This is a genomic window from Pseudomonas mandelii (assembly GCF_002251635.1).
GTDB classification, from domain to species: Bacteria; Pseudomonadota; Gammaproteobacteria; order Pseudomonadales; family Pseudomonadaceae; genus Aquipseudomonas; species Aquipseudomonas mandelii_B.
Genome location: NZ_NMOJ01000053.1, coordinates 1 through 23,292 on the forward strand (window position 1 = coordinate 1; position 23,292 = coordinate 23,292).

General features: G+C 59.6%; 24 protein-coding genes. 8 read left to right on the plus strand and 16 right to left on the minus strand.

Features of this window, described 5'->3' with window-relative positions:
• Nucleotides 1-492: 492 nt before the first annotated feature.
• Complete coding sequence (locus tag B7L09_RS08685) at nucleotides 493-2,157, plus strand: electron transfer flavoprotein-ubiquinone oxidoreductase (protein WP_094468470.1); 1,665 nt, start codon at nucleotides 493-495, stop codon at nucleotides 2,155-2,157.
• Nucleotides 2,158-2,336: 179 nt separating this feature from the next.
• Here the strand turns inward: B7L09_RS08685 and B7L09_RS08690 are convergent, their stop codons facing one another.
• On the minus strand, nucleotides 2,337-3,227 hold the full coding sequence (locus B7L09_RS08690; RefSeq protein ID WP_094468471.1) for an AraC family transcriptional regulator: 891 nt from the start codon (nucleotides 3,225-3,227) through the stop codon (nucleotides 2,337-2,339).
• A 190-nt stretch (nucleotides 3,228-3,417) separates the two neighbouring features.
• Here B7L09_RS08690 and B7L09_RS08695 point away from each other — a divergent pair, with 190 nt between their 5' ends.
• Nucleotides 3,418-4,470, plus strand: coding sequence for an NAD(P)-dependent alcohol dehydrogenase (locus B7L09_RS08695; protein ID WP_094468472.1), 1,053 nt, complete (start codon nucleotides 3,418-3,420; stop codon nucleotides 4,468-4,470).
• On the opposite strand, the gene B7L09_RS08700 is transcribed toward B7L09_RS08695, so the two are convergent.
• From B7L09_RS08700 to B7L09_RS08720, 5 genes are all read right to left on the minus strand, one after another.
• Nucleotides 4,467-5,270 carry an IclR family transcriptional regulator gene (locus B7L09_RS08700; RefSeq protein ID WP_094468473.1) on the minus strand — a complete coding sequence of 268 codons (804 nt, stop codon included), beginning with the start codon at nucleotides 5,268-5,270 and terminating at the stop codon, nucleotides 4,467-4,469. The two genes, B7L09_RS08695 and B7L09_RS08700, sit on opposite strands and share 4 nt — an antisense overlap.
• Nucleotides 5,271-5,330: 60 nt before the next feature.
• A complete protein-coding gene (locus B7L09_RS08705) occupies nucleotides 5,331-6,641 on the minus strand; it encodes an MFS transporter (protein ID WP_094468474.1) in 1,311 nt (436 codons plus the stop codon).
• Between the two features lie 142 nt (nucleotides 6,642-6,783).
• A complete protein-coding gene (gene dgoD / locus B7L09_RS08710) occupies nucleotides 6,784-7,932 on the minus strand; it encodes a galactonate dehydratase (RefSeq protein ID WP_017137927.1) in 1,149 nt (382 codons plus the stop codon).
• 46 nt (nucleotides 7,933-7,978) lie between these two features.
• A complete protein-coding gene (locus B7L09_RS08715) occupies nucleotides 7,979-8,599 on the minus strand; it encodes a 2-dehydro-3-deoxy-6-phosphogalactonate aldolase (RefSeq protein ID WP_094468475.1) in 621 nt (206 codons plus the stop codon).
• Nucleotides 8,600-8,618: 19 nt separating this feature from the next.
• Nucleotides 8,619-9,611 (minus strand): 2-dehydro-3-deoxygalactonokinase, encoded by a 993-nt coding sequence (locus B7L09_RS08720; RefSeq protein WP_094468476.1) that lies wholly within the window; start codon nucleotides 9,609-9,611, stop codon nucleotides 8,619-8,621.
• 264 nt (nucleotides 9,612-9,875) lie between these two features.
• Between B7L09_RS08720 and B7L09_RS08725 the strand changes: the two genes are divergently transcribed.
• Nucleotides 9,876-10,238, plus strand: coding sequence for a hypothetical protein (locus B7L09_RS08725; RefSeq protein ID WP_255141781.1), 363 nt, complete (start codon nucleotides 9,876-9,878; stop codon nucleotides 10,236-10,238).
• A gap of 55 nt (nucleotides 10,239-10,293) precedes the next feature.
• Here B7L09_RS08725 and B7L09_RS08730 read toward each other — a convergent pair whose 3' ends face one another.
• The 4 genes from B7L09_RS08730 to B7L09_RS08745 form a co-directional block, all read right to left on the minus strand.
• A complete protein-coding gene (locus B7L09_RS08730; protein WP_010461797.1) occupies nucleotides 10,294-10,791 on the minus strand; it encodes a hypothetical protein in 498 nt (165 codons plus the stop codon).
• A 6-nt stretch (nucleotides 10,792-10,797) separates the two neighbouring features.
• Nucleotides 10,798-11,529, minus strand: a complete 732-nt coding sequence (locus tag B7L09_RS08735; protein WP_010461800.1) for a hypothetical protein — start codon at nucleotides 11,527-11,529, stop codon at nucleotides 10,798-10,800.
• A 5-nt stretch (nucleotides 11,530-11,534) separates the two neighbouring features.
• Nucleotides 11,535-12,029, minus strand: coding sequence for a PAAR domain-containing protein (locus B7L09_RS08740; protein WP_042932284.1), 495 nt, complete (start codon nucleotides 12,027-12,029; stop codon nucleotides 11,535-11,537).
• 198 nt (nucleotides 12,030-12,227) lie between these two features.
• On the minus strand, nucleotides 12,228-12,710 hold the full coding sequence (locus B7L09_RS08745; protein WP_094468489.1) for a GNAT family N-acetyltransferase: 483 nt from the start codon (nucleotides 12,708-12,710) through the stop codon (nucleotides 12,228-12,230).
• 208 nt (nucleotides 12,711-12,918) lie between these two features.
• Between B7L09_RS08745 and B7L09_RS08750 the strand changes: the two genes are divergently transcribed.
• From B7L09_RS08750 to B7L09_RS08770, 5 genes are all read left to right on the plus strand, one after another.
• Nucleotides 12,919-13,596 (plus strand): HD domain-containing protein, encoded by a 678-nt coding sequence (locus B7L09_RS08750; RefSeq protein ID WP_094468477.1) that lies wholly within the window; start codon nucleotides 12,919-12,921, stop codon nucleotides 13,594-13,596.
• An 88-nt stretch (nucleotides 13,597-13,684) separates the two neighbouring features.
• Nucleotides 13,685-14,890 carry an MFS transporter gene (locus B7L09_RS08755; RefSeq protein ID WP_094468478.1) on the plus strand — a complete coding sequence of 402 codons (1,206 nt, stop codon included), beginning with the start codon at nucleotides 13,685-13,687 and terminating at the stop codon, nucleotides 14,888-14,890.
• An 84-nt stretch (nucleotides 14,891-14,974) separates the two neighbouring features.
• On the plus strand, nucleotides 14,975-15,313 hold the full coding sequence (locus B7L09_RS08760) for a hypothetical protein (RefSeq protein WP_094468479.1): 339 nt from the start codon (nucleotides 14,975-14,977) through the stop codon (nucleotides 15,311-15,313).
• A 40-nt stretch (nucleotides 15,314-15,353) separates the two neighbouring features.
• Complete coding sequence (locus B7L09_RS08765) at nucleotides 15,354-15,608, plus strand: hypothetical protein (RefSeq protein WP_094468480.1); 255 nt, start codon at nucleotides 15,354-15,356, stop codon at nucleotides 15,606-15,608.
• 130 nt (nucleotides 15,609-15,738) lie between these two features.
• Complete coding sequence (locus tag B7L09_RS08770; protein WP_094468481.1) at nucleotides 15,739-16,062, plus strand: Rho termination factor N-terminal domain-containing protein; 324 nt, start codon at nucleotides 15,739-15,741, stop codon at nucleotides 16,060-16,062.
• Nucleotides 16,063-16,195: 133 nt separating this feature from the next.
• Here the strand turns inward: B7L09_RS08770 and B7L09_RS08775 are convergent, their stop codons facing one another.
• From B7L09_RS08775 to araG, 6 genes are all read right to left on the minus strand, one after another.
• Nucleotides 16,196-17,125, minus strand: a complete 930-nt coding sequence (locus B7L09_RS08775) for a PfkB family carbohydrate kinase (RefSeq protein ID WP_094468482.1) — start codon at nucleotides 17,123-17,125, stop codon at nucleotides 16,196-16,198.
• Complete coding sequence (locus tag B7L09_RS08780) at nucleotides 17,118-18,584, minus strand: purine-cytosine permease family protein (protein ID WP_094468483.1); 1,467 nt, start codon at nucleotides 18,582-18,584, stop codon at nucleotides 17,118-17,120. The genes B7L09_RS08775 and B7L09_RS08780 overlap by 8 nt, the downstream gene beginning before the upstream one ends.
• 222 nt (nucleotides 18,585-18,806) lie before the next feature.
• Nucleotides 18,807-19,805 carry an ADP-ribosylglycohydrolase family protein gene (locus B7L09_RS08785; protein WP_094468484.1) on the minus strand — a complete coding sequence of 333 codons (999 nt, stop codon included), beginning with the start codon at nucleotides 19,803-19,805 and terminating at the stop codon, nucleotides 18,807-18,809.
• Entirely contained in the window at nucleotides 19,802-20,515 is a 714-nt protein-coding gene (locus B7L09_RS08790) for a GntR family transcriptional regulator (RefSeq protein WP_094468485.1), read from the minus strand. The genes B7L09_RS08785 and B7L09_RS08790 overlap by 4 nt, the downstream gene beginning before the upstream one ends.
• A 192-nt stretch (nucleotides 20,516-20,707) precedes the next feature.
• Nucleotides 20,708-21,679: an L-arabinose ABC transporter permease AraH gene (araH, locus tag B7L09_RS08795; protein WP_094468486.1), complete on the minus strand. Its 972-nt coding sequence runs from the start codon at nucleotides 21,677-21,679 to the stop codon at nucleotides 20,708-20,710.
• A gap of 9 nt (nucleotides 21,680-21,688) precedes the next feature.
• Complete coding sequence (gene araG / locus B7L09_RS08800; RefSeq protein WP_094468487.1) at nucleotides 21,689-23,233, minus strand: L-arabinose ABC transporter ATP-binding protein AraG; 1,545 nt, start codon at nucleotides 23,231-23,233, stop codon at nucleotides 21,689-21,691.
• Nucleotides 23,234-23,292 lie beyond the last annotated feature (59 nt).

The window sequence follows — 23,292 nt, forward strand, 5'->3', positions numbered from 1 at the left end:
GATGCTCATCGGCGCAAGGGCACCTCTAAAAACGCTGGCAGGTGTATCGAGTGAACCTTGCTCACGAGGCGAATGACCGTTCGTCAGTGGTGACCCACGAGTCATTCATTATCGCGGCGTGTAAACTGCGCGCCAAACCTGTGCAGCAAATCACCCTGTACTGCCATCGCCCTGTCTTTAGAGGTGCTCTTGAACCCAACAGTCAGCCTACGGTTAGCGCAAAACCGACCGTATATTGACCGGAACGCCTATTCTGGTCAATACGCCAAAATAGCCAGTCATAAGCCGCGTTGCTTTGATTTACCTAGCTTCCAAGCAATTCAAACAAACGTTTGTATTGGACGCTAGGAGTGGTGTAGATATAATGCGCCACCCAGAGAGAAAGGTGGTCTATCGATTGTCCTGTTCTTCGCATCGCGCAGGAATTCATGGATGCGACACCAAACCTCCAATTAGAAAAAAAACTGTTGAGCCTTGAGTAGGAGATAACCTGTGGAACGCGAATACATGGAATTCGACGTGGTCATCGTCGGCGCTGGCCCGGCAGGCCTGTCTGCCGCCTGCCGACTGAAGCAGAAGGCCGCCGAAGCCGGTAAAGAAATCAGCGTCTGCGTGGTCGAGAAAGGCTCCGAAGTCGGCGCACATATCCTCTCCGGTGCCGTGTTCGAACCGCGCGCCCTGAACGAACTGTTCCCGGACTGGAAGGAACTCGGCGCCCCGCTGAACACGCCGGTGACCCGCGATGACATTTTCGTCCTCAAGAACGCCGACAGCGCGCAGAAAATCCCTGACTTCTTTGTGCCCAAGACCATGCACAACGAGGGCAACTACATCATCTCCCTCGGCAACCTGTGCCGCTGGCTGGCCCAACAGGCCGAGAACCTGGGTGTGGAAGTCTACCCAGGCTTCGCCGCCCAGGAAGCACTGTTCGACGAAAACGGCGTGGTCCGCGGGATCATCACCGGTGACCTCGGCGTCGACCGCGAAGGCAATCCAAAAGAAGGTGTCTACACCCCTGGCATGGAACTGCGCGGCAAGTACACGCTGTTCGCCGAAGGCTGCCGTGGCCACATCGGCAAGCAACTGATCCAACGCTTCAACCTGGACAGCGAAGCCGACGCCCAGCACTACGGCATCGGCCTCAAGGAAATCTGGGAAATCGACCCGGCTAAACATCAGCCAGGCCTGGTGGTGCACACCGCCGGCTGGCCGCTGGACATCATGAGCAACGAGAACACCGGTGGCTCGTTCCTCTATCACCTGGAAAACAACCAGGTGGTGGTCGGCCTGATCGTCGACCTGTCCTACAGCAACACCTTCCTGTCGCCGTTCGATGAGTTCCAGCGCCTCAAGCATCACCCGGTTCTGGCTCAATACCTGGAAGGCGGCAAGCGCATCAGCTACGGCGCCCGTGCCCTGGCCAAAGGCGGCATCAACTCGTTGCCGAAGATGGTATTCAAGGGCGGCGCATTGATTGGCTGTGACCTGGGCACCATGAACGTGGCCAAGATCAAAGGCAGCCACACTGCGATGAAGTCCGGCATGCTCGCCGCTGAATCCGTGGCCGAGGCGCTGTTTGCCGAGAAGGACGGCANCGACGAGCTGACCAACTACGTCGACAGCTTCAAAGCCAGCTGGCTCTACGAAGAACTGTTCGCCAGCCGCAACTTCGGCCCGGCGATGCACAAGTTCGGCCCGATCATCGGCGCCGGCTTCAACTGGTTCGACCAGAACATCCTCGGCGGCAAACTGCCGTTTACCTTGCACGACANCAAGCCGGACTACGCCTGCCTCAAGCTGGCCAAAGACAGCAAGCAGATCACCTACCCAAAACCCGACGGCAAGTTGAGCTTCGACAAGCTGAGCTCGGTGTTCATCTCCGGTACCAACCATGAAGAAGAACAGCCGTGCCACCTGAAGCTCAAAGACCCGAGTATCCCGATCAGCACCAACCTGCCGCTCTACGATGAACCGGCGCAGCGCTACTGCCCGGCCGGCGTGTATGAAGTGATCACCAAGGAAGACGGCGAAAAGCGCTTCCAGATCAACGCCCAGAACTGCGTGCACTGCAAGACCTGTGACATCAAGGACCCTTCGCAGAACATTACTTGGGTGGCGCCGGAAGGTGCTGGCGGCCCGACTTACCCGAACATGTAAGCCGAATGCCTGAACATCAAGGCTCCCGGAATGGGGGCCTTTTTGTTGCCCGCAATTCAAGCTACACCCCGAATCCCCTGTGGGAGCGAGCGTGCTCGCGATGGCAATTTACAATTCAACACCGATGCAAGCTGATCCACCGCTATCGCGAGCACGCTCCCACAAGGGATTGCGGTGTGTCAGGCCGCGCGCTCATCCCCGGGATTGCGCTCGAAGTAGCGTTTGTACTCGCGGCTGAACTGCGACGTGCTCTGATACCCGACCCGATGCGCCACCTGCGCCACGCCCAAACCCTCGGCGAGCAACAACTGCTGCGCCTTGAGCAAGCGCAAACGCTTCAGGTACTGCACCGGCGACAACAGCGTGCAGCGTTTGAAATGCTCATGAAACGTCGACGCGCTCATGTTCGCGCAACTGGCCAGGGTTTCCACATTCAACGGCTCGGTGAAATGCCCGTGCAAATGGTTGAGCGAGGCTGCAATCCGGGCGAACTGCCCCTGCTGTTCGACTAGCGCACGCAACACATCGGCTTGCGGACCGCGCAACGCGACGAACAACAATTCCCGCAACCGCGCCGGCCCCATGATCCGGCTCTCCAGCGGATCGTGCAGGCAGTGCAACAGCCGTTCCACGCAACCGCGCATCGCATCGTCGAGCACCGCCGACGTCATGGATTCCAGTGTTTGCGCAGGCACCGTGCGCCCCGGCACCAGCCCCATGGCCAACACCAACTCACCGAGCACCACTCGGTCGATGGCGATGGACACCCCGAGCATCGGCCCGCCCGGCGCGGAAAACGTTTCGCACTCAAACGGCACCGGCAAGGCCTGAATCAGATAATGCCCAGCGCCGTACTCCAGCGTCCGAGGCCCCAGATACGCCAGTTTGCTGCCTTGGGCGATGATCACCAGGCTCGGTTCGTAAATCTGCGGACCACGGGCCACATCACAACTGGCCCGTAAAACCTGGACGCCCGGCAACGCCGTAGGGGCGAATCCATCGCGAGTGGTCAGGGGCTCGATCAACGAAACCAGCGTGGCATTCGCATCAAGATGACGGGTTAACAACATGGGAGATCTTCACAAAAAAGTCGCGGAAAAAGGGATGAAAGCATCATCGCAGGTCTGGTCGCCCATTTGATCAAACGAACGCTGATGCCGGAGGAATAGGCATGACACCCGGAGGAATCGCCATGGCCGATACCCGGTACGGCGCCCAAAATGCGCCGCCTCACTTGTCATTNCTTTTGCGAGGTTCNCCATGTACACCGCCATCGGTTATGCCGCCCAGTCGGCTACCACTCCCCTCGCCCCCNTGTCCTTCGAACGTCGCAGCCCGCGCGCCGATGACGTGGCCATCGAGATCCTCTACTGCGGCGTCTGCCACTCCGACATCCACCAGGCTCGCAACGAATGGGGCATTGCCGTGTACCCGCTGATGCCGGGCCACGAGATCGTCGGCAAAGTCACCGCCGTTGGCGCCAGCGTTACCCGGCACAAGGTCGGCGATCTGGTCGGCGTCGGTTGCATGGTCGATTCCTGCCGCAGCTGTGAAGCCTGCCANNCGNACCTNGAGCAATATTGCCTCGAAGGCCCGACCATGACTTACGCCACCCCGGACCGGGTCGATGGCAGCAATACCATGGGCGGCTACTCCGACAGCATCGTCGTCAGCGAACACTTCGTGGTGAAGATCCCGGCCAAGCTCGACCTGGCCAGCGCCGCGCCGATTCTCTGCGCCGGCATCACCACTTACTCGCCGCTCAAGCACTACGGCGTGAAGGCTGGCGACAAAGTTGGCATTCTGGGTATGGGCGGCCTGGGCCACATGGGCATCAAGTTCGCCAAGGCGATGGGCGCGGAAGTGACGCTGTTCACCCGCTCGGCGAGCAAGGCTGAAGAAGGTCGTCGCCAGGGTGCGGACCATGTNATTGTGTCCACCGATGCCGAGCAGATGAAAGCCGCTGCCGGGCACTTCGACTTCCTGCTGGACACCATTCCGGTACAACACGACTTGAATCCCTACCTCGACACCCTGCGTTTCGACGGCGTGCACATTCTGGTCGGGTTGATCGAACCGGTCGATCCACCGGTCCACGCTGGCAAACTGGTGATGAGCCGTCGCGTACTGGCCGGCTCGCTGATCGGTGGCATTGCCGAAACCCAGGAAGTCCTGGATTTCTGCGCCGAGCACAACATCACGTGTGATATCGAAATGCTCGACATCCGCCAGATCAACGAAGCCTACACCCGCATGATCGCCGGTGATGTGAAGTACCGCTTTGTCATCGACATGGCGACCCTGAAGGCCTAANCCTTTGCGCCCAACTCCGCCGAGAGCCGGGCCGTGACCCCTTTGATCAGGGGAATCAGCTCGGCCATTTTTTCCAGCGGCATGTAGGGCACGGTACTGGCGATGCTGATGCCGGCGACGATTCGCCGGCTGGCATCGCGCACTGGTGCCGCCACACAGCGGATCGACGGTTCGTTGTCTTCCAGATCGAACGCATAACCCCCCACCACGTATTCGATCATGCGTTGCTGAAACTGCTCCCAGGACTGCTCTGGGTGCAGCGGCCAGAACTGATTTTTCCCACCCGCCGGCAGGCTGACTTCGTACAGCCGCTGCCATTCTTCCTGCGAATCATCCAGCAGCAACGCCTTGCCGATACCGGTGCGCGCCAACGGCATGCGATGGCCGACCCGCGAGCGCATTTCCGGGCCGTTGCGGCCGGGATTCTTGTGCAGGTACAGCACCTCGTCGCCTTCACGAATCGCCAGGTGAATGGTGTCGCCGGTCAACGCCGACAACTCGTCCAGATACGGCCCTGCCAAGGTCACCAGAGGCAGTTCTTCACGGGCCTGGAAGCCCAATTCGATCAACTTCGGCCCCAGCAGGTAACCGACTTGCGGCACCACGCGCAGGTAACGCTCTTCCACCAGGCAACTGGCCAGGCGGTGGGTGGTGCTGCGGGTCGTGCCGATGAGCCGGGCGATTTCCTTGAGATCGCGGGCGCCACTGGCCACGGCCTGAACCACACCCAGACCACGAAGCAGTGTCTGGGTGCCGGTCGGCGCGGCGTCCTTGGCGATTTTTGGGGCGTCTTCCTGCATATCCAGCCTTTACCGTTGAGCGAGTGAACGGGCGGCATTATGGTCGCCCGATGGCTGCCACTACAACTTGATACGCTCGACCTTGCCGACCAGCAAGATGTAGGAAAGCGCGCCAATCAATGCAAGAACCGAGATGTAGGTGATCGCCGGGGCAAATGAATCACCACTGGCCAAAAAGCCGATCACTATCGGCGTGGTAATCGCCGACAAGTTACCGATAAAGTTGAATACCCCACCGGTCAATCCGAGCAGCCGCGCCGGAGCGAGCGTTGACACCAGCGACCAGGTGATCGAAGCCAGCCCGTTACCGAAGAACGCCAACGCCAGGAACGCAATCACCAACGGTGTCGATTCAACGAAATTGGCACCGATGATCGAGGTGGAGATCAGCAAGCCGCCGATGATCGGCAATTTGCGCGCGAAGCCCACCGTGTAGCCGCGACGGATCAGGAAATCGGAGAAGAACCCGGAACACAGCACGCCGACGAAGGCGGCGAGAAACGGCAGCGACGCCAACAGCCCGGACTTGATGAAGTCCATGCCACGGTATTTCACCAGGTAGGTCGGGAACCACGTCAGGAAGAACCACAGCGTGGAGTTCAGGCAGAACTGCCCCAGGTAGATGCCCCACAACTTGCGCTGGCTCAGCACGACCCCCAGGTCGGTCCAGCTGAATTTCGCCTTGACCTTGGCTTGTTCGGCCTGGATATCCACCAGCCCTCCACCTTCGCGGATCAGCTCGATTTCAGCCGCGTTGGCGCCTTTGAAATCCTTCGGCTCGCGGTACACCGCGTACCAGATCAGCGCCCATAGAATGCCCACGCCACCGGTGGCGACGAACACCATGTGCCAGCCAAACGCATGCTGCAGCCAGGCCAGCACCGGCGTAAGAAAGGCGAGCCCGACAAATTGCCCCGAGGTGTAAACACCAATCGCCGTGGCGCGCTCACGCTCGGGAAACCACGTGGTGACCACGCGGCTGTTGATCGGGTAGGCCGGCGCTTCCAGGGCACCGACGGCCATGCGCAACACGAACAGCGCGATAAAGCTGGCGGCGAACCCAAGCATCACGGTGGCAATCGACCACAGCAGCAGGGCGACGGTGTAGAGAATGCGGGGCGGCACTCGGTCCACCAGCCAGCCGCCGGGGATCTGCATGGCGGCGTAGGTCCAGCCGAAAGCAGAGAAGATCAGCCCGACGTGCACCGGGTCGATGCCTAGCTCGCTGGTCAACGCCGGGGCGGCAATCGACAGGTTGCTGCGGTCGAGGTAGTTGATCACCACGGTGATAAACAGCAGCACCATGATAAAAAACCGCTTGCGGCTGGGCGCCACCAACGACGCCTGCCCGGTAAGGGTTTGCGGTTGCATGGGGAGTGCCTCTTCTTATGTTTATTGAGGTCGATATCAAGACTTGCGCGAATCCCTTGTGGGAGCGGGCTTGCTCGCGAATGCGGTGTGTCAGCCGACATCAANGCNGCTCCCACATTGACTGTGTTTCCTCAGGAGGGGCTTACCACTCGGCGAAGCTGCCGTCGGCATGGCGCCAGATCGGGTTGCGCCAGCGGTGGCCGATGGCCGCGCGTTCGATCACGTATTCCTCGTTGATCTCGATGCCCAGGCCCGGCCCATTGGGGATCTTCACAAAGCCTTTGTCGTAGTCGAACACGCCCGGATCGCGCACGTAGTCGAGCAAGTCATTGCTCTCGTTGTAGTGAATGCCCAGGCTTTGCTCCTGGATAAACGCGTTGTAGCAAACCGCGTCCAATTGCAGGCAGGCCGCCAGGGCAATCGGGCCCAGCGGGCAGTGCAGGGCCAGGGCTACGTCGTAAGCTTCGGCCATGTTGGCGATCTTGCGGGTTTCGGTGATGCCGCCGGCGTGGGACGCGTCCGGCTGGATGATGTCGACGTAACCTTCGCTGAGCACGCGCTTGAAGTCCCAACGCGAGAACAGGCGCTCGCCCAGGGCAATCGGTGTGCTGGTCAGCGGCGCCAGTTCTTTCAGCGCTTCATAGTTTTCGCTGAGCACCGGCTCTTCGATAAACATCAGTTTGTACGGGTCCAACTCTTTCATCAGCACCTTGGCCATCGGCTTGTGCACGCGGCCATGGAAGTCGACGCCAATGCCAACGTTAGGGCCGACGGCGTCGCGCACCGCGGCCACGTTGGCCAGGGCCAGGTCGACTTTTTCAAAGCTGTCGACGAACTGCAGCTCTTCGGTGCCGTTCATCTTCACCGCGGTAAAACCACGGGCCACCGCCTCTTTGGCGGCGCGGGCGGTGTCGGCCGGGCGGTCGCCGCCGATCCATGAATACACGCGGATTTTGTCGCGCACCTGGCCGCCCAGCAGGTCGCTGACCGATACGCCAAGCGCCTTGCCCTTGATGTCCCACAGCGCCTGGTCGATACCGGCGAGGGCGCTCATGTGCACGGCGCCGCCACGGTAGAAGCCGCCACGGTAGAGCACGGTCCAGATGTCTTCGATATTGCGAGGGTCTTTGCCGATCAGGTAGTCGGAGAGTTCCTCGACGGCAGCGGCCACCGTGTGGGCGCGGCCTTCGACCACGGGCTCGCCCCAACCGGTCACGCCCTGGTCGGTTTCAACCTTTAGGAAGCACCAGCGCGGCGGGACGATGAAGGTAGTCAGTTTGGTGATTTTCATCTCTTATCTCTCTTNTNGATGCAGCGCGCTCGGCGCCAAAAAAGTCTTAATGCAGAGCGTTCCATGCAGCGACATAGGCCTTGGCGTTTACCGCCACTTNCGCCACCGACATACCCGGTTTGAACAACCCGGAACCCAGGCCGAAGCCCTTCGCGCCAGCGTCGAAATACACCTGCATGTTGTCCGGTGTGATCCCGCCGACCGGCGCCAGAATCGTTCCCGCAGGCAGTACCGCTAGCCAGGCTTTGACGACTGCCGGCCCCATCTGCTCGGCGGGGAACATCTTCAGCACGTCGGCGCCCTCGGCCAGCGCGGCGAAGGCTTCGGTCGGCGTGGCCACACCCGGCGACAGGTACANCCCCGCCGCTTTTGCAGCGCGCAACACCTTGGCATCGCTGTGCGGCATGACGATCACCTGACCGCCCGCCGCTTTCACTTGTGCGACCTGTTCCGGTGTCAGCACCGTACCCGCGCCGATCAGGCAATCGGCGGGCAAGGTACTGCGCAGGATGCGAATACTGTCGTAGGGCTCAGGGGAATTGAGCGGCACTTCGATGACGCGAAATCCAGCGGCGTAAAGGACTTCGCCAATGGCGGCCGCTTCTTGCGGGCGCAGGCCACGCAGGATCGCGATCAGACCGTTTTGCGCCAGGGCTTGCTTGAGCATGTCAGACCTCCAGTCAGGTTTAACGGGATGGGTGTGCGGCGATCAGTCCGGCGGCGACCGCCAGTTGCCACAACCCGCGCTCGGTGGCTTGTTCGGCCAGGGTCACGCGGGCAAAACCACAGGCATCGAGGGCCCGGCTGTAGCGCGCGCAGAGTTGGGAATTACCAATGAGGATGATCGACGGCAGATGAACGCTGTTGCGTCGGCTTCGCTGAACGTTGGCCAGCGCCGACAGCTCATGGCCGATCAGCAGGCCGGACAAATAATCCGGTTGGGCGGTGGCGCTGAGTTCACCGGTCAACCCCAGGCTGCGGGCGCTGAACAACGTCGACAACGGCCCGATCTCGCCCTCCGCCGACAGCGCCACTTGCACGCCGCGATCAAACGCCTCGCCATCAAACGACGCGCCCTTTTGCTGGGTACGCCCGAGAATGCTGTGTTCACTGAGCACGGCGAAGATCTCGCCGGTCATGAAGGTATCGAAATGCACGATGCAACCGGCGGCCACCTCCACCCATTTCGAATGACTGCCCGGCAGGCCGATCAACAGATCACGGCCCTGCTCGATCGGTAGACTCTGCAAAACACCGAGCACCTGGGTTTCTTCGCCGCGCATTACGTTCGGCAAGCGCGAACGCTGAATCACGCCCGGCACAATGTGCACATCAACACCGCGAAGACTGCGAAGGGTTTGTAGGGAAGTTCCGAGATTGGCGACGTTCGCCGGTGTATCGCAGTAGGCCGCTTCGCGCCAGCCCTGGGCGCTGCCGACCATGCCACAGGCAATCACCGGCAAATCCGGCTGCGCGTCGAGCCAGTCACCGCACGCCTCGTCGAAGGCCAGTTCAAAACCGTCGGCACATGCCTGACCGTTGATGATTCGCGGCGTCCGGGGCAGCTGCATGATCCCGGACGACAGCGAACGCTGTTCCAGCACCTGGCCACCCGCGGCGAGTTTGTAAGCACGTAATGAGGTCGTCCCCCAATCGAGCGCGATCAATTGCGCCAGCATCGCTTCACCTGTTTTGTTTATTGGCAGTGAGTGAGCTGGACTATAAACCCTGACGCGGAGAAATCTCAATATATAAATATCACTCCCATATATTGGGACAATATCAAAAAAAATATCGCAGCCTTCGACGTCCCCTGTAAATCGAGTCAGGAGTCGCCGAAGGCTGCGATATTTAACAAACCCTGCTGGAGATCTTTAAAGGCGCTGCTGTTCTGTAGTGCTCTCTGGTCCACCGCAGCATTCAGCGCATCGAAAGAATTGAAGGTGGGCGATATCTGGGCCTACAAAAACCGGCCGGGCGAGGATGGATCGACACTGACGATCCTGAAAATCGAAAATTATCCAAAATTGGGCAAGGTTATTCACATCAGGGTCGATGGCTTTCAGATGATCAATCCGGTGACAGGTAGCGAGTTCAATGAAATGCCACACCTACCCTTCCAGGCAAAAGCCTTGGAACGCAGCATCACCCACCGGGTGGGGGAAACTGCAGAGATTACGGATTTCAGTCAGGGTTATATGGCATGGCGAACGGCCTTTGATGAGAGGAAGGCCGGGGCTTTCAAGATTACTGTTCGACAAGTCCTCGACGGATTGATCAAGAGTAATCGGGAAGCCAGTGACTGAGTTATTGAGAGGCTGTTTATCCCGGCAAAACATCCTCGAATCGCATGGATTCGTTTTACTGGTGAGCAATAGCCTTCAACAGCTCTGCGGTCGGCACGTGCATGACTTGGGAGAAGTACGTATTGTATGTAGTAGTATGAACTCGATAAACACACGAAATAAAATCACGCTTCTTCAATAGCGGAATAAGGGCCTCTCCTTCCAAATAATTCTCTCCTCCTTTTCCGCTTTCCGACTCACTAAAAATGACATTCGCTCGATAGAGCGATGGTGCAGACTCACTCACTTTTTCCACCAAACCAAACCCGGAACGCTTTATATGGTGCGCTTCGCTAAAATCAAGATCATCCTCTAAAGAACAGACTAAACCCTCACCTATTCGCGACTTAAATAACCCAATAAGCTCCACATCGGAATTGAAAAAAACCTGGTAAATTCCAGTATTACGAAGTTCGTTTACACTGGAATACTCAAGTGTTGCGACAGGTCTTCCGTGATTGAGAGAACACGATGCACTCATCAAGATTGCTAAAAACATAAAAAACTTATGCATCCAGAATCACTCCCTGAAGTAGTTCAAAATCGATTCATTGAATATTTGGCGGGCAGACTTGCCTCCTGGCAATGTCTGCACAAACATTCTGTCTGCATCAGCATGGTTAACATCCACCCGCCCCATCACATTGGGTCCTAGTGTTACTTCCCACTGTTCACCAAAGTCCGCGACCAGATCCGACGCATTCCAGTCTACCGCTGCTGCCCGAATATTCACCCAATAGTCAGCCTTGGGGATCGGCTCTCGTCTATAGATACTTGAGATGCCGTAAACAATTTTCCCTTCACCCACGGGGTCCAGTGTAATCAGCATTTTTACCTTGAAGCCTTTGTCTGTCAGTACACTGGAAAGGTGGGCACCATTCCAGCCGCCGAGACTGTGACCAACGATGTAAATCGCGGAGGAGCAATTAGGTATTCTACTCAACACATTGCGCTCAAGATCATCACCACTAATAAAAGCATTATAACTGAGCGCCCATGAAGGACAGCGCTTCAAAATCTCTAGTTGTTTTGCGTCGTCAACAGCAATTCGACGCACATAATCGATATTATTATTAGGCCCTGTGCCGTAGTAACTTTCCTGATCGCCCGCACCACCAATAAAAAATATAACCAAGTCTCGCAAGGTGACAGGCACCTGCTTAACAGCCTGATCAGTCTTACAGGTCAATGTATGTATTTTTACTTCTCTTTTAGGTAACGCTTGTTTCACCGCCGCAGTTTCACCCGCCATGCCAATCACTCCACAAACAATTTAATGGTCTCGGCCAAATGGGAACTGACTGTGTGAGTAAACCCGGACGCATCCGTCACGCCATGCTCTTCGCTGCCGTCACCACGTTGAATGGTATAGGGGTGATAAGGAATCGGCCCACCGGTCGCGTCATTCACCACTTGTAATCTGTCGGTAAAATGCACCGGCATCGGAAGCAACCCACTAAAAGCTGCTCCGCCTCCGCTTTGCCCGATGATAACGGTCCCGGAACCGCCGATAACTACGTTGCCGTGCCCGCCCGTGCTATCGAGGGTTGCGGCGTTGAGACCATTGATGAATACCGTCCCCGAAACAGCGCCGGTAATCGGGCTGCCACAGGCAGATTTGTCCGTCATGCGAGCAGCTGCCAGACCATCGAAGAAAACATCTGGTGATCCAGAAACAATCGGATTGGTGCCATGTCCGGGTAACGGGCACGAAGTAGGGTCTGTAACGCGCGCAGCAGGTTTTCCACTCAAGTTAAAGCTCCTTGCTTTTGAGTTTTATAGCGATGGTGGCAACCATCAGGGCGCAAAGGAAATGCACCACCATCGTTCAACCAACCGGACAGTCGATGGCGAACATATATCAAAAAAAATATCGCAGCCTTCGACGTCCCCTGTAAATCGAGTCAGGAGTCGCCGAAGGCTGCGATATTTAACAAACCCTGCTGGAGATCAATTGCCCTCAGCAAACTCGCGCAACACCTTCCCATCCATCCGATACCGGACCCATTCTTCCTGCGGCTGTGCCCCCAACGACTTATAAAATTCGATCGCCGGTTTGTTCCAGTCCAGCACGCTCCATTCGAATCGCCCGCAGTCATTGGCGCAGGCGATTTTGGCGAGGTGGCGCAGCAAGGTTTTACCGGCGCCGCCACCGCGTTGCTCGGGGTTGATATACAGGTCTTCGAGGTACAGGCAGTTGCTGCCGAGCCAGGTTGAATAGCTGAAGAAGAACACCGCGAAGCCGATCGGCAGGCCGTCGCGCAAGCAGATCAGGCCGTGGGCGGTGGCGCCTTCGCTGAACAGGCTGCGTTCGATGTCCGCGACGCTGGCGATGACTTCGTGGCGGGCACGTTCGTAGTCGGCCAGTTCAGTGATGAACCCGAGGATTTGCGGTGCATCGCTGGGGGTCGCCGGGCGGATCTCGATCGTCATGGACGGGCCTTTGTCGAAAGTTGAAAACGCCATACTAAGTCGGCGCGTGGCGCTCGTCACACTGGAAATTCAAAGCTGATCCATGGAGCATGTGTATCCGCTGCTCGGCAGCTGCTACAGGGTTGCGTTGCTGACAAATANNCGCTGCTCGGCAGCTGCTACAGGGTTGCGTTGCTGACAAATACGTTTTTCACTTAACAGGATGTTTATGACCACTGATGCTTTTGCGCCGCTGCAAACGCTCGCCGCTGAGCTGCTCCCACATGCGCTGGAACCCTCGGAGGATGGCGCTCACGATCTGTCCCATCTGCAGCGGGTGTGGCACAACGTGCGCACGCTTCATGCTGAAGAAGGCGGCGATCTCGACGTGTTGCTGGCGGCGGTGCTTTTGCATGACTGCGTGGCGGTGGAGAAGAATTCGCCGCTTCGTTCACAGGCTTCACGCCTGGCCGCCGAAAAGGCGTCTGTCGTGCTGGCCAACATGAATTGGCCAAGCACAAAAATCAAAGCGGTCGCCCATGCCATCGAAGCCCACAGCTTCTCCGCCAACATCACCCCGACCTCGCTCGAAGCGAAGATCATGCAGGACGCCGACCGCCTCGACTCCCTCGGCATGCTTGGCGTAGCGCGTACGTTTTACATCGCCGGGCGCATGGGCAGCGCGTTGTACGACCCGCAAGACCCGGAAGCGAGAGCGCGGGACTACGATGACAAGCGTTTTTGCCTCGATCATTTCCAGACCAAGCTGCTGCACCTGGCGGACGGTTTCCAGACGATGACCGGCCAACGGCTGGCGCGCGTCAGGCATGAGCGCCTGAAGGGTTTCATGGACCTGTTCAAGGAAGAAATCGGCATACCCCGAGCGCATTACTCCGGCCCGCACTAACCCTGGCATCGATAACCTCGGACCTAACAATGTCGATGTGCGTGGTAGATAGAGGGATAACGCCTTTATCGGGTCAAGGAACCGCGTCATGTCTAACGCACCGCCCCACGTCTCAAGCAGGTTGTTCGGCCTGTTTTGCCTCGCCAGTTATTTGCTGTCGCTGTCCTATGGCTCGACGTTTTTGTTGTCCCTGTTGATCGGCTCACGGGGCGGCAACGAACATGATGCCGGCAGTGTGATTTCGGCGGCGATGCTCAGTACGTTTGCGGCGGTGATTGCCTCCGGGCACCTGTCTGATCTGCTCGGCGCGGCGCGTTCGATTGCGCTGTTCGGCGTGCTGTTGGTGGCAGCCAGTCTGGGCTTCGCGGTGACGCCTGGATTCGGCAATCTGTTGCTGTTTTTCGGACTGCTACTGGGGCTGGGTTGGGGCGTGTTCTACACCTTGGGGCCGATTATCGTGGCGAGCCTGGTGACGCCCGCCCAACGCGCAAAGTACTTCGCGCTGCTGTCCGGCAGCATGATGACCGGGATCGGCAGCGGTCCGTTGTTGGGCCGCGCCGCCAGTGCGCTCGGCTATCCGGTGACCGCAGCGTTTTACCTCGCGGCGCTGGCCAGTCTGATCGGCGTGTTGCTGTTTTGGCGGCTGGATACTCAGCTGAAAAAAGCGCCCTCGCCTGCCACCACCGTCGCGCGTATTTCCTGGCGCGCCACCGCCCAGGTGCTGTCGTCCAAAGCAGTATTCCCTATCATCATGGTCGGCCTCGGCGGGTGTGTATTTGGTGGCCTGTCGAGCTTTCAAACCAGTTACGCAGCGTCTCGCTCGCTGGATTACTCGCTGTTCTTTTTCGGTTTCATGGGCGCGGCGATCAGCAGCCGGATGTTGATTGCCGGTTTCGTGGTCAAGCGCGATCCGTTGCGCGCATCCTGCCTGCTGTCGGGGCTGATGATGGGCTCGATTGTGCTGTTCGGTTTCGTGGTCGACAGTGGGTTCAGCTACGTGCTTGCGGCGATGATGCTCGGAGTCGGTTACGGGCTGACGTACTCGGTGATCAATGGCCTGGCGGCGAACGAAGCGCCGCACGGCACCACGTCGCAATCGTTGTTGCTGTTCAGCCTGTCGTACTTCATCGGCGTGTTCGGTTTTCCGTTGCTGGCCGGGAAGATCATCGTCGAACACGGAATGACGACACTTCTGCTCACAGTTCTCGCCGTAGCGCTGTTGAACTGGCTGATCACCGTGGGCCGCCTGATCTGGCGCCGGGTCGTCAACGCCAGATCGCTTCAGCAAGCCTGAACCGTTCGTCGTTCATCAGGCACCAAACCAAATCGAGGGCGGACCAACTTCAGGTAAGGACTCTAATTGAATGGAGACGACACCATGATCACGTCCCGCTTGACTGCCCTCGCTCTCGCCACGCTGCTGTCCTCTGCCGCTTTCGCGGCGACCACCGCCACCGGCACCGGCCCGACCAACCCGGTCGAAGGTCAGAAAAATCCGACCACCCAAGGCTCGCCCGGCATGAACACCAACGGTACGGGCGTGGACAGCAGCCTGCCTCCGTCCACGGGCACGGACCCACGGATTCAGGGCAACGACGCGGGCCGTCAAGGTGGAATGAACACGCCGGACACCCAGACACCGGATAACGCCGGCGCTGGCATGGGCTCGAAAACCACCACCGGTGGCTCGGGTTCCGAAGGCGGCGCCAGCCAATAATTCGCCCACGCGATCTATCCACATCCATGAAGAGGTAACCATGAACGTCGATAAAAACCTTGAGAAAGAAGTCCTGACCCGTCTGCTGCACGCCCACCCAGGTGGCTTGGGCAAGGAGGTCCTGGACAATTACCGGGGGGAGAAAGTCGTGGCCAGCGCCCTCGCCACGCTGCAGGATCGCGGGCTGATCCAGCACGGGCATGTGACCTGCAACGAGGCCGGCGAACACTCGCTGCAACTGCCGATCAAACTCAGCGCTGCTGGGGTTGAGGCGGCGCGAAAGCTGGACGTCTAACAAGATGAATCAGGTCGCAGTCGTGCGCGGCTGCGACCGTTTGAGGAAGGCTGGTCAAGGCTGACTCAAGTATTGAATTTAATGGCTTCATCGCGAGCAGGCTCGCGATGGCGGTAGATAGGCCGAGCACATTGAAGAAGGCTACGAGCACAAAGGTGTCTCGAAAGATGAAGCGCAGGCGCGCGCCTGGGCAACGGTGAACAAGCAGTCCGGTGGCGGCGAACGCAAGGGGGGCTCCGGGCGCAAGAAACCGGCGAGTGCCAAATCAGAAGATCGCAAGGAATCGTCACGGCGTGCGGTGGCCAGTCGCGAAGGTCATTCGCGTGACAGCAAGGCTTCGCGAGAGACGCAGACCGTGGACAGTTTGAGAAAAGAAGCGACTTCGAAGAAGATTCCGGGGCGCTCGAGCATGCGTAAACAAGAGTTGATTGAGGCGTTGCGCAAGGCTGGGTAGAAGCCTGATTTTTTTTATTGAATGTAGTGGCCCCTTCGCGGGCAGCTGCGACCGTTTGAGGAAGGCTGGTCAAGGCTGACTCAAGTATTGAATTTAATGGCTTCATCGCGAGCAGGCTCGCGATGGCGGTAGATCAGGCGCCAAAAGTCTTGCGGATCAACTCATCCACTTCGGCGGTACCCGGCGATGTCGCCGGCCCCCACCGAGTGACCGCCAGCGCCGCAGCGGCATTCGCCCTGCGTGCCGCTGCAGCGGGCGCCAANCCTTGNGCCAACCCGGCCAGAAACACACCGGCATGGGCATCGCCGGCACCATTGCTATCCACCGCTTCAACGTTGAAACCGGGCACATGTTCTCGCTCACCGCGCTGACTGATCCAACACCCTTGCGGGCCATCGCGCACCACCATCAACACCTCGGCCGGAAGATGATCGGTCAGCCTGTCCAGCGCCTCGGCAATGTCCGACGCCCCGGTAAACCGTAGCGCCTCGACACTGTTGCTGGTCCACACATCAATGCGCGGCAACAACATCTGCATCAACGGTGCATTCGGCGAATCCACCAATGGGCCCGGATCGAACACCACATTGACCGCTTCCGGCAAACCCAGCACCCAGTCCACCAGCGCCTGGGCCTTGCCGACATGCAGCAGACTGTAGCCGCTGACGTAAACGTAGTCGCCCGCCACCGCCGGCACGTTTGCCAGGTCCTCGACAGTCAATTCGCCCTCGGCGCCGATGTAGGAAATGAAACTGCGCTCCGCCGACGCATCGGTCACCGCAACGCACAATCCCGTATCCCGTTCGGCCTTGTGTGCGATGCCGAGTTGAATGCCTTCGGTCTTCATCGCCTCACGGGCCAGGTCGCCGAAACGACCGGTGCCATGACGACCGAGGTAGACCACCGGCAGCCCGTTACGCGCAGCGGCGGCCATCACGTTGAAGCCACCGCCGGCTTCGAAACTGGCGGATTGCGCCAGTACGTCGCCACCNGGTTGNGGCAANNTATCCACGGCCATGACCAGGTCGATGATGACCTGGCCGGTGTGCAGCAATCTAGGCATGAGCGTTCTCGGTCATTGCGGCACGACGATCCCTGGCCCCACCGAGTACAAAATAAATCCCGCCGGCCACCAGGAACGTCACGATCCAGCCGAGGCCGTTATGGCCCAGCCACGAATCGGAAAGAAAACCGCGGAACCAGACGTTTTGTTCGGTGGTGCCGATGGTGGTGAAGCTGAAACCCAACACGATCGCCANNGCCCAGGCGCCGAATGCACGCCACTCCACACCACCGCGGTACCAATAGGCACTGCTTGGGCTCACGTCCAGCAGGTCTTTGGCGCTGTAGTAGTGACGGTGAATCAGGTCGACCACGAAGATCCCGACCCACGCAGTGATCGGCACCGCCAGCAGCGAGATGAAGGTAATAAACGGGCCGTAGAAGCTGTCGGCGATCAGCATGAAGTAAATCGAACCGGCGAAGATCGCCACAATATCAACGATGACCGCGTGTACGCGCTTGACCTTCAAGCCGAGGGTCAAGGTAGTCAGGCCCGCCGAATACACCGAAAGGTTGTTGGAGAGCAGCAGCCCACCAAACGCGGTGATCAGGTACGGCACGGCCATCCAGGTAGGGAGCATGTCGCGGATCGCGATGATCGGGTCAGTGGCCGAGGCCAGGTCGTTGTTGCCGACCGACAACAGGCCGCCGAGGGTGATCAGCAGCACCAACGGAATTCCCGCACCAAATGCGGCAGACGCCACCAGGCGCGCAGCTTTGACGCTGCGGTGCTGGTAGCGCGACATGTCGGCACCGGCGTTGGCCCAACCAATACCGGTGCCGGCGGCCATGGTGCCGACGCCAATGATCATCGCGCTCAGCGGTGCCGGGGTGGCGTTGAACACCGCACTCCAGTCGATGGTAGCGCAGAGGAAGCCGCCGACCAGAATGTTCAGCGCGCCGAACACGTAGGTCGCCCACTTCTGAATCACCAGCAGCGTGGCGTGACCCAGGCCGGACACGGACAAGGTCAGCAGCACGAAAATGGCGATGAATATCAGTGTCAGAACCGGTGCACTTTTCGCCTCGACCGGCGAATGAAACAGGATCGAACACAGTGACAGCAACACGAAGGCAGCGGTGGTGGTGTTGACGGTTTCCCAGCCCAGGCGCGACATCAGCGACACAATGGTCGGGCCGATATTGCCACGCACGCCGAAGATCGCGCGCGACAGGGTCAAGCTCGGTGCACGACCACGCCGGCCGGCAATGGAGATGATGCCCACCACCGCGAAAGAGCCGGCGGCGCCGAGAATAGCGACGATGATTGCCTGCCAGATTGCCAGGCCACGAAACGCCACCAGAGTNGCGCCGAGCGGCAGGCCGAGGATGCTGATGTTAGCGGCGAACCACACCCAGAACAGTTGCAGCGGATGGCCGTTGCACTCNGCTTCCGGCACCGGTTCGATGCCGCGGGTTTCCAGTTGCCCGGCGCTTTGCCCGGCGTTCGATGAACTCATGAAAAATGCTCCTGTTGCCTTTGTTGTGGTTGTGGGCAATGACGGAAGACGAAACTACATCCCGGCGATCCTGGCCGTATTCGTGCGTTCCATTGCGGGGTTATCAATTCAAATACGCGGCGCGTCTATCGCGAGCAAGCTCGCTCCCACAGGTACAGCGTGTACCTTGAGGCTTGCACCTATCCTGTGGGAGCAGGCTTGCTCGCGAAGAGGCCAGTCCGGTCAGCGCAGAACGAGAAGCCCTTTTACCAAAGGCTCCAGCTCCAGATCATTAACGGTTTTGACCTGTTCGATCATCGCCACCGGCCAACTCCCTAGCCCCAGGCAGGCCCCAAGCATCGCGCCGAGAATCGCCGCGATGGTGTCAGTGTCACCGCCCAGGCTCGCGGCCATGCACAGCGCTTCGAAGGCGTTCATTTCACCGACGGCCACTTGTTGCGCCAGGGCAAACGAGACCACCACCGATTCCTGGGACGCCACCGACGTGCCGATCACGTCGTACAGCAGATCCGCCAGCAACGCTTTGTCACTGTCGACGCTGATGGTCCGCGCCCAGCTGATGCGCGAGGCAATCCGCCCGCCCGCCACCCAGTGGCCGTGGCTTTCAGCTTGCTGGGCGATGTGCTGGCCGAGGTTCAAGGCCTCGCCCAGGTCCATGCCGTTGATGCCGGCCGACACCACCGCCGCCACCGCCGCCGCGCTGGAAATTCCCAGCGTGGTGTTGTGGGTGACCTGGCAGGCCTGCACCACGGCGCTTATAAAACGTTCAGGCTGGGCGACATTCGCGGCGATACCGACCGGAGTGATGCGCATCGCCGCGCCGTTGGTGGTGCCGTAGCGCCCCGCTTCTTCCGGCGAGTGGCCGGCGAGGATCATTTCGATTGCGCGTTTGGTCGATGGCCCGAGCAGGTCTTGCGAACCCTTGGCCTGCATCCCGGCTTCCCATTCGATCAGCCGCTGAGCGAGCACGGCCGGTTCGATCCGGCCCTCACCGTCCACCAACAACTGACCGACCAGAATCGCCTGTTCGGTGTCGTCGGTGATCGAGCCCTTGGGCATGTTGGCGGCGATCGGTTGATCGGGGCCGGCGTCTTGCAGGTCGGTGATCTGGCCGAAGCGCGCCTTGATCTCGGCACGGCTCAGGGATTGCGTCGGCATGCCCAGCGCATCGCCCAAAGCCAGTCCATAGAACGCGCCGAGCGCACGGTCGAGCGCGGTCATTTCGATTCTCCAAATTGCAGGTGCAGGCGAAAGTGCANCGGGTCGAGCAGGCTTTCGACCTGTTCCATGAAACGGTTTTGCCGGTCGTAGGTGGTGCGCAAGGCTTTGAGGAAGACGGTGCCGACCGGACGCCCTAGCAGCTCGGCGTCTTCGGCGTTCAAGGGTTCTGCGCCGATCCATTGATCGCCGCGCTCGCCGATGTAGCCATAGGCGGCCAGGGTGATGGTCAGGGAATTGTCGATCAGACCGACCCGCGGCAGGCTTTCCAGTCCTCCGGTGGCGGGCATCAATGAGCGTTCGAGGGAAACCAGCTTGCCGTCGGTGGAACGGCGGCGCCGGTCGAGGGTGATGAACTGATCGGTGCCGAAGCGCGACATCAGGTCCGGACGCGTGACGGCCTCCAGCCGCAGCACTTCGGTGTTGATCAGCGCCCCGCTGTCGGCCAGCGCTTGCGCCCAGCCGCTGCGTTGATCGAGCACCATGCCGTCGAAGGTGACGATGGAGCCGACGCCGCTTTGGGTCGCGATGTAGTTACGTCGTTTCAACTCGGCCAGGGCCTCGCGCAGCGTGCCGCGGCTGACTTTGAATTCTTGAGCCAACTGATGCTCGCCGGGCAACAGAAAGCCGTCCTCCATGAGGCCGCTTTCGATGCGCCGGATGAGTTCGTCGACCACCCGTTGTTTCTTGTCAAATCGTACCTGTCTAATCATGTACAAAGTGATAACCGAAACGGGCTGGACCGAGCAAGGATTATTTAAGGGAGGTGACGGGAGGGTGTGAGTGTTCGCTATAACGATGTGAATCAGATACACCGCCATCGCGGGCAAGCCACGCTCCCACAACAAGTAAACGCTGGGAGCGGGCTTGCCCGCTCCCACACTTTTGACCTTCACAGAACCGGGCTATCCGCGTTGTTTCATGCGGTCGATGACCACGGCCAGCAGCAGGATCGAACCGCGAATCACGTACTGGTAAAAGGTGTCGATGTTCTTCAGGTTCATCGCATTCTCGATAATCGCCAGAATCAACACCCCGGCAATCACGTGGCGGATCATGCCGATCCCGCCGCTCAACGACACCCCGCCGAGCACGCAGGCGGAAATCACCGTCAGCTCGAAACCCTGGCCAATCATCGGCTGGCCNGAGGTCATGCGCGACGCCAGGATTACCCCGGCCAGCGCACCGATCACGCCATGCACGGCAAAGATAATGATCTTGGTGCGGTCAACGTTCACCCCGGCCAGCAACGCCGCTTCCTGGTTGCCGCCGATGGCCATGGTGTTGCGCCCGTAGGTGGTGTAGTTGAGCAGCCAGCCGAAAAACAGGAAGCACACGATGGTGATCAGGATCGGCACCGGCACGCCCANCAACTGGCCGTTACCGAAGACGAAGAACNGCTCCTGCGACACNCCCACCGCCTTGCCATTGGCAAAAATGTAAGCCAGGCCACGAACGATCTGCATGGTCGCCAGGGTGGTAATCAACGCATTGACCCGCAGCTTGGCGATCACGATGCCGTTGATCAGGCCGACGATCAGCCCCATCACCAGCGCTGCNCNCACGCCGAGCANCACGCTGTCAGTGTCGCGCATCACNATCGCCGCCACCACCCCGGCGCAGGCAATCACCGAGCCCACCGACAAGTCGAAATGCCCGGACGCCAGGCAAAACAGCATGGTGCAGGCGGCGATACCGACCGTNGAAATCGCCAGGCCCAGGCCACGCATGTTCAGCGGCGANAGGAAGTTGTCGATCAGCAGCGCGCACAGCACAAAGATCCCNANCGCCGCCAGCAGCATCACCCAGTCGTCGAGAAAGCGCCGCAGGTCCAGAGGTTTTCGCGCAGTGGGCAGAGCGTTGTTTTGGATGGTCATAGTCACCTCTCAGTTCGCCACGCCGTCAGCGCGTTGGCGCGGCAAAGCCAGTTGCAGCAGGTTGGATTCATTGGCCTCTGCGCGANNCAACTCGCCGCGCAGCGCGCCTTCGCACAGCACCAGGATGCGGTCGGAAATGCCCATCACTTCCATCAGGTCGCTGGACACCACGATCACCGCGATGCCNCTGGCCGCCAGGTTGTGGATGATCTGGTAGATCTCGGCCTTGGCACCGATGTCGATGCCACGGGTCGGCTCGTCGAGCAGCAAGACCTTCATCGGCATCGACAGCCAGCGACCAAGAATGGCCTTCTGCTGATTGCCGCCGGACAGGTACATGATTTTCTGCTCCGCGTTCGGCGTTTTGACTTTCATCGCCTTGATCTGCTGGTCGGCGTTGCCCTTCTCCCAGCCCTCGCGCAACAGCCAGCCGAACGTGGAATGGGCACCGCGTGCGCTGATATTGATGTTCTCGGCGACGCTGGCCAGCGGNATGATGCCCTCCTTCTTGCGGTCTTCCGGACACAGCAGCACACCGGCNGCAATGGCATCACGAGGGGAACGCAGTTTCACTTCATGACCGCGAAGCTCCAGGCGCCCGGCGGTATTACGCGTCAGCCCGCTGAGCAGCCGNAACAGCTCGGTACGCCCCGCGCCCACCAGCCCGAACAGCCCGAGGATCTCGCCCTTGTGCACCTCNAAGCTCACCGGTTCACGCAGGCCCGGGCCAAGCAAACCCTCGACCTTGAGCGCCACTTCACCGCGTTCGCGCGGGCGGTAATCGTAGATATCCTGAATGTCGCGACCGACCATGCACGTCACCAACTGGTCGTGGGTCAGCGCGNTCATGTCNTCAAAGGTGCGCACGTAGCGGCCGTCCTTGAACACCGTCACCGCGTTGCAGATACGGAACACTTCTTCCATGCGATGCGACACATACAGCACCACTTTGCCCTCATCGCGCAGGCGCGTGATGATTGCCATCAGCCGGTCGATTTCCCGCGCCGACAAGCTGCTGGTGGGCTCGTCGAAGGCAATCACATGCGCGCCACGGGACAACGCCTTGGCGATTTCCACCAGTTGNCGCTGGCCGAGGGACAGGCGCCCGAGTTTTTCCTGCGGGTCGATTTCATCGGCCAGGCCTTTGAGGCANGCCAACGCTTGCTGACGCAGTGCGCCTCGATTAATCAGGCCGAAACGCGACGGCAGATGCCCGAGAAACAGGTTCTCCGCCACGGTCATTTCCGGCACCAGGTGCAGCTCCTGATGGATCACCGCAACGCCACTGGCAATGCTGTCGGCGGCGGATTTGAAGTCCATCGTCTGCTCGCCGATCTGCACGGTGCCGCTGCTCGGAATGTAGGCGCCGCCGAGGATCTTCAACAGGGTCGATTTGCCGGCGCCGTTCTCGCCCATCAAGGCGTGAACCTGCCCGGGACGCGCGACGAAGCTGATGCCATCCAGCGCCTTCACCCCGGGAAACGTCTTGCCGATCCCGTTGAAGCGCAGGCTGCCGCCGACGCTGTGCTCATGTGTCTGTACTTGCGCGTGCATAAAACCACCTCATCACACAGATCAGGCGACCCCGTTGCCAGGGCCGCCGATGAAATCAA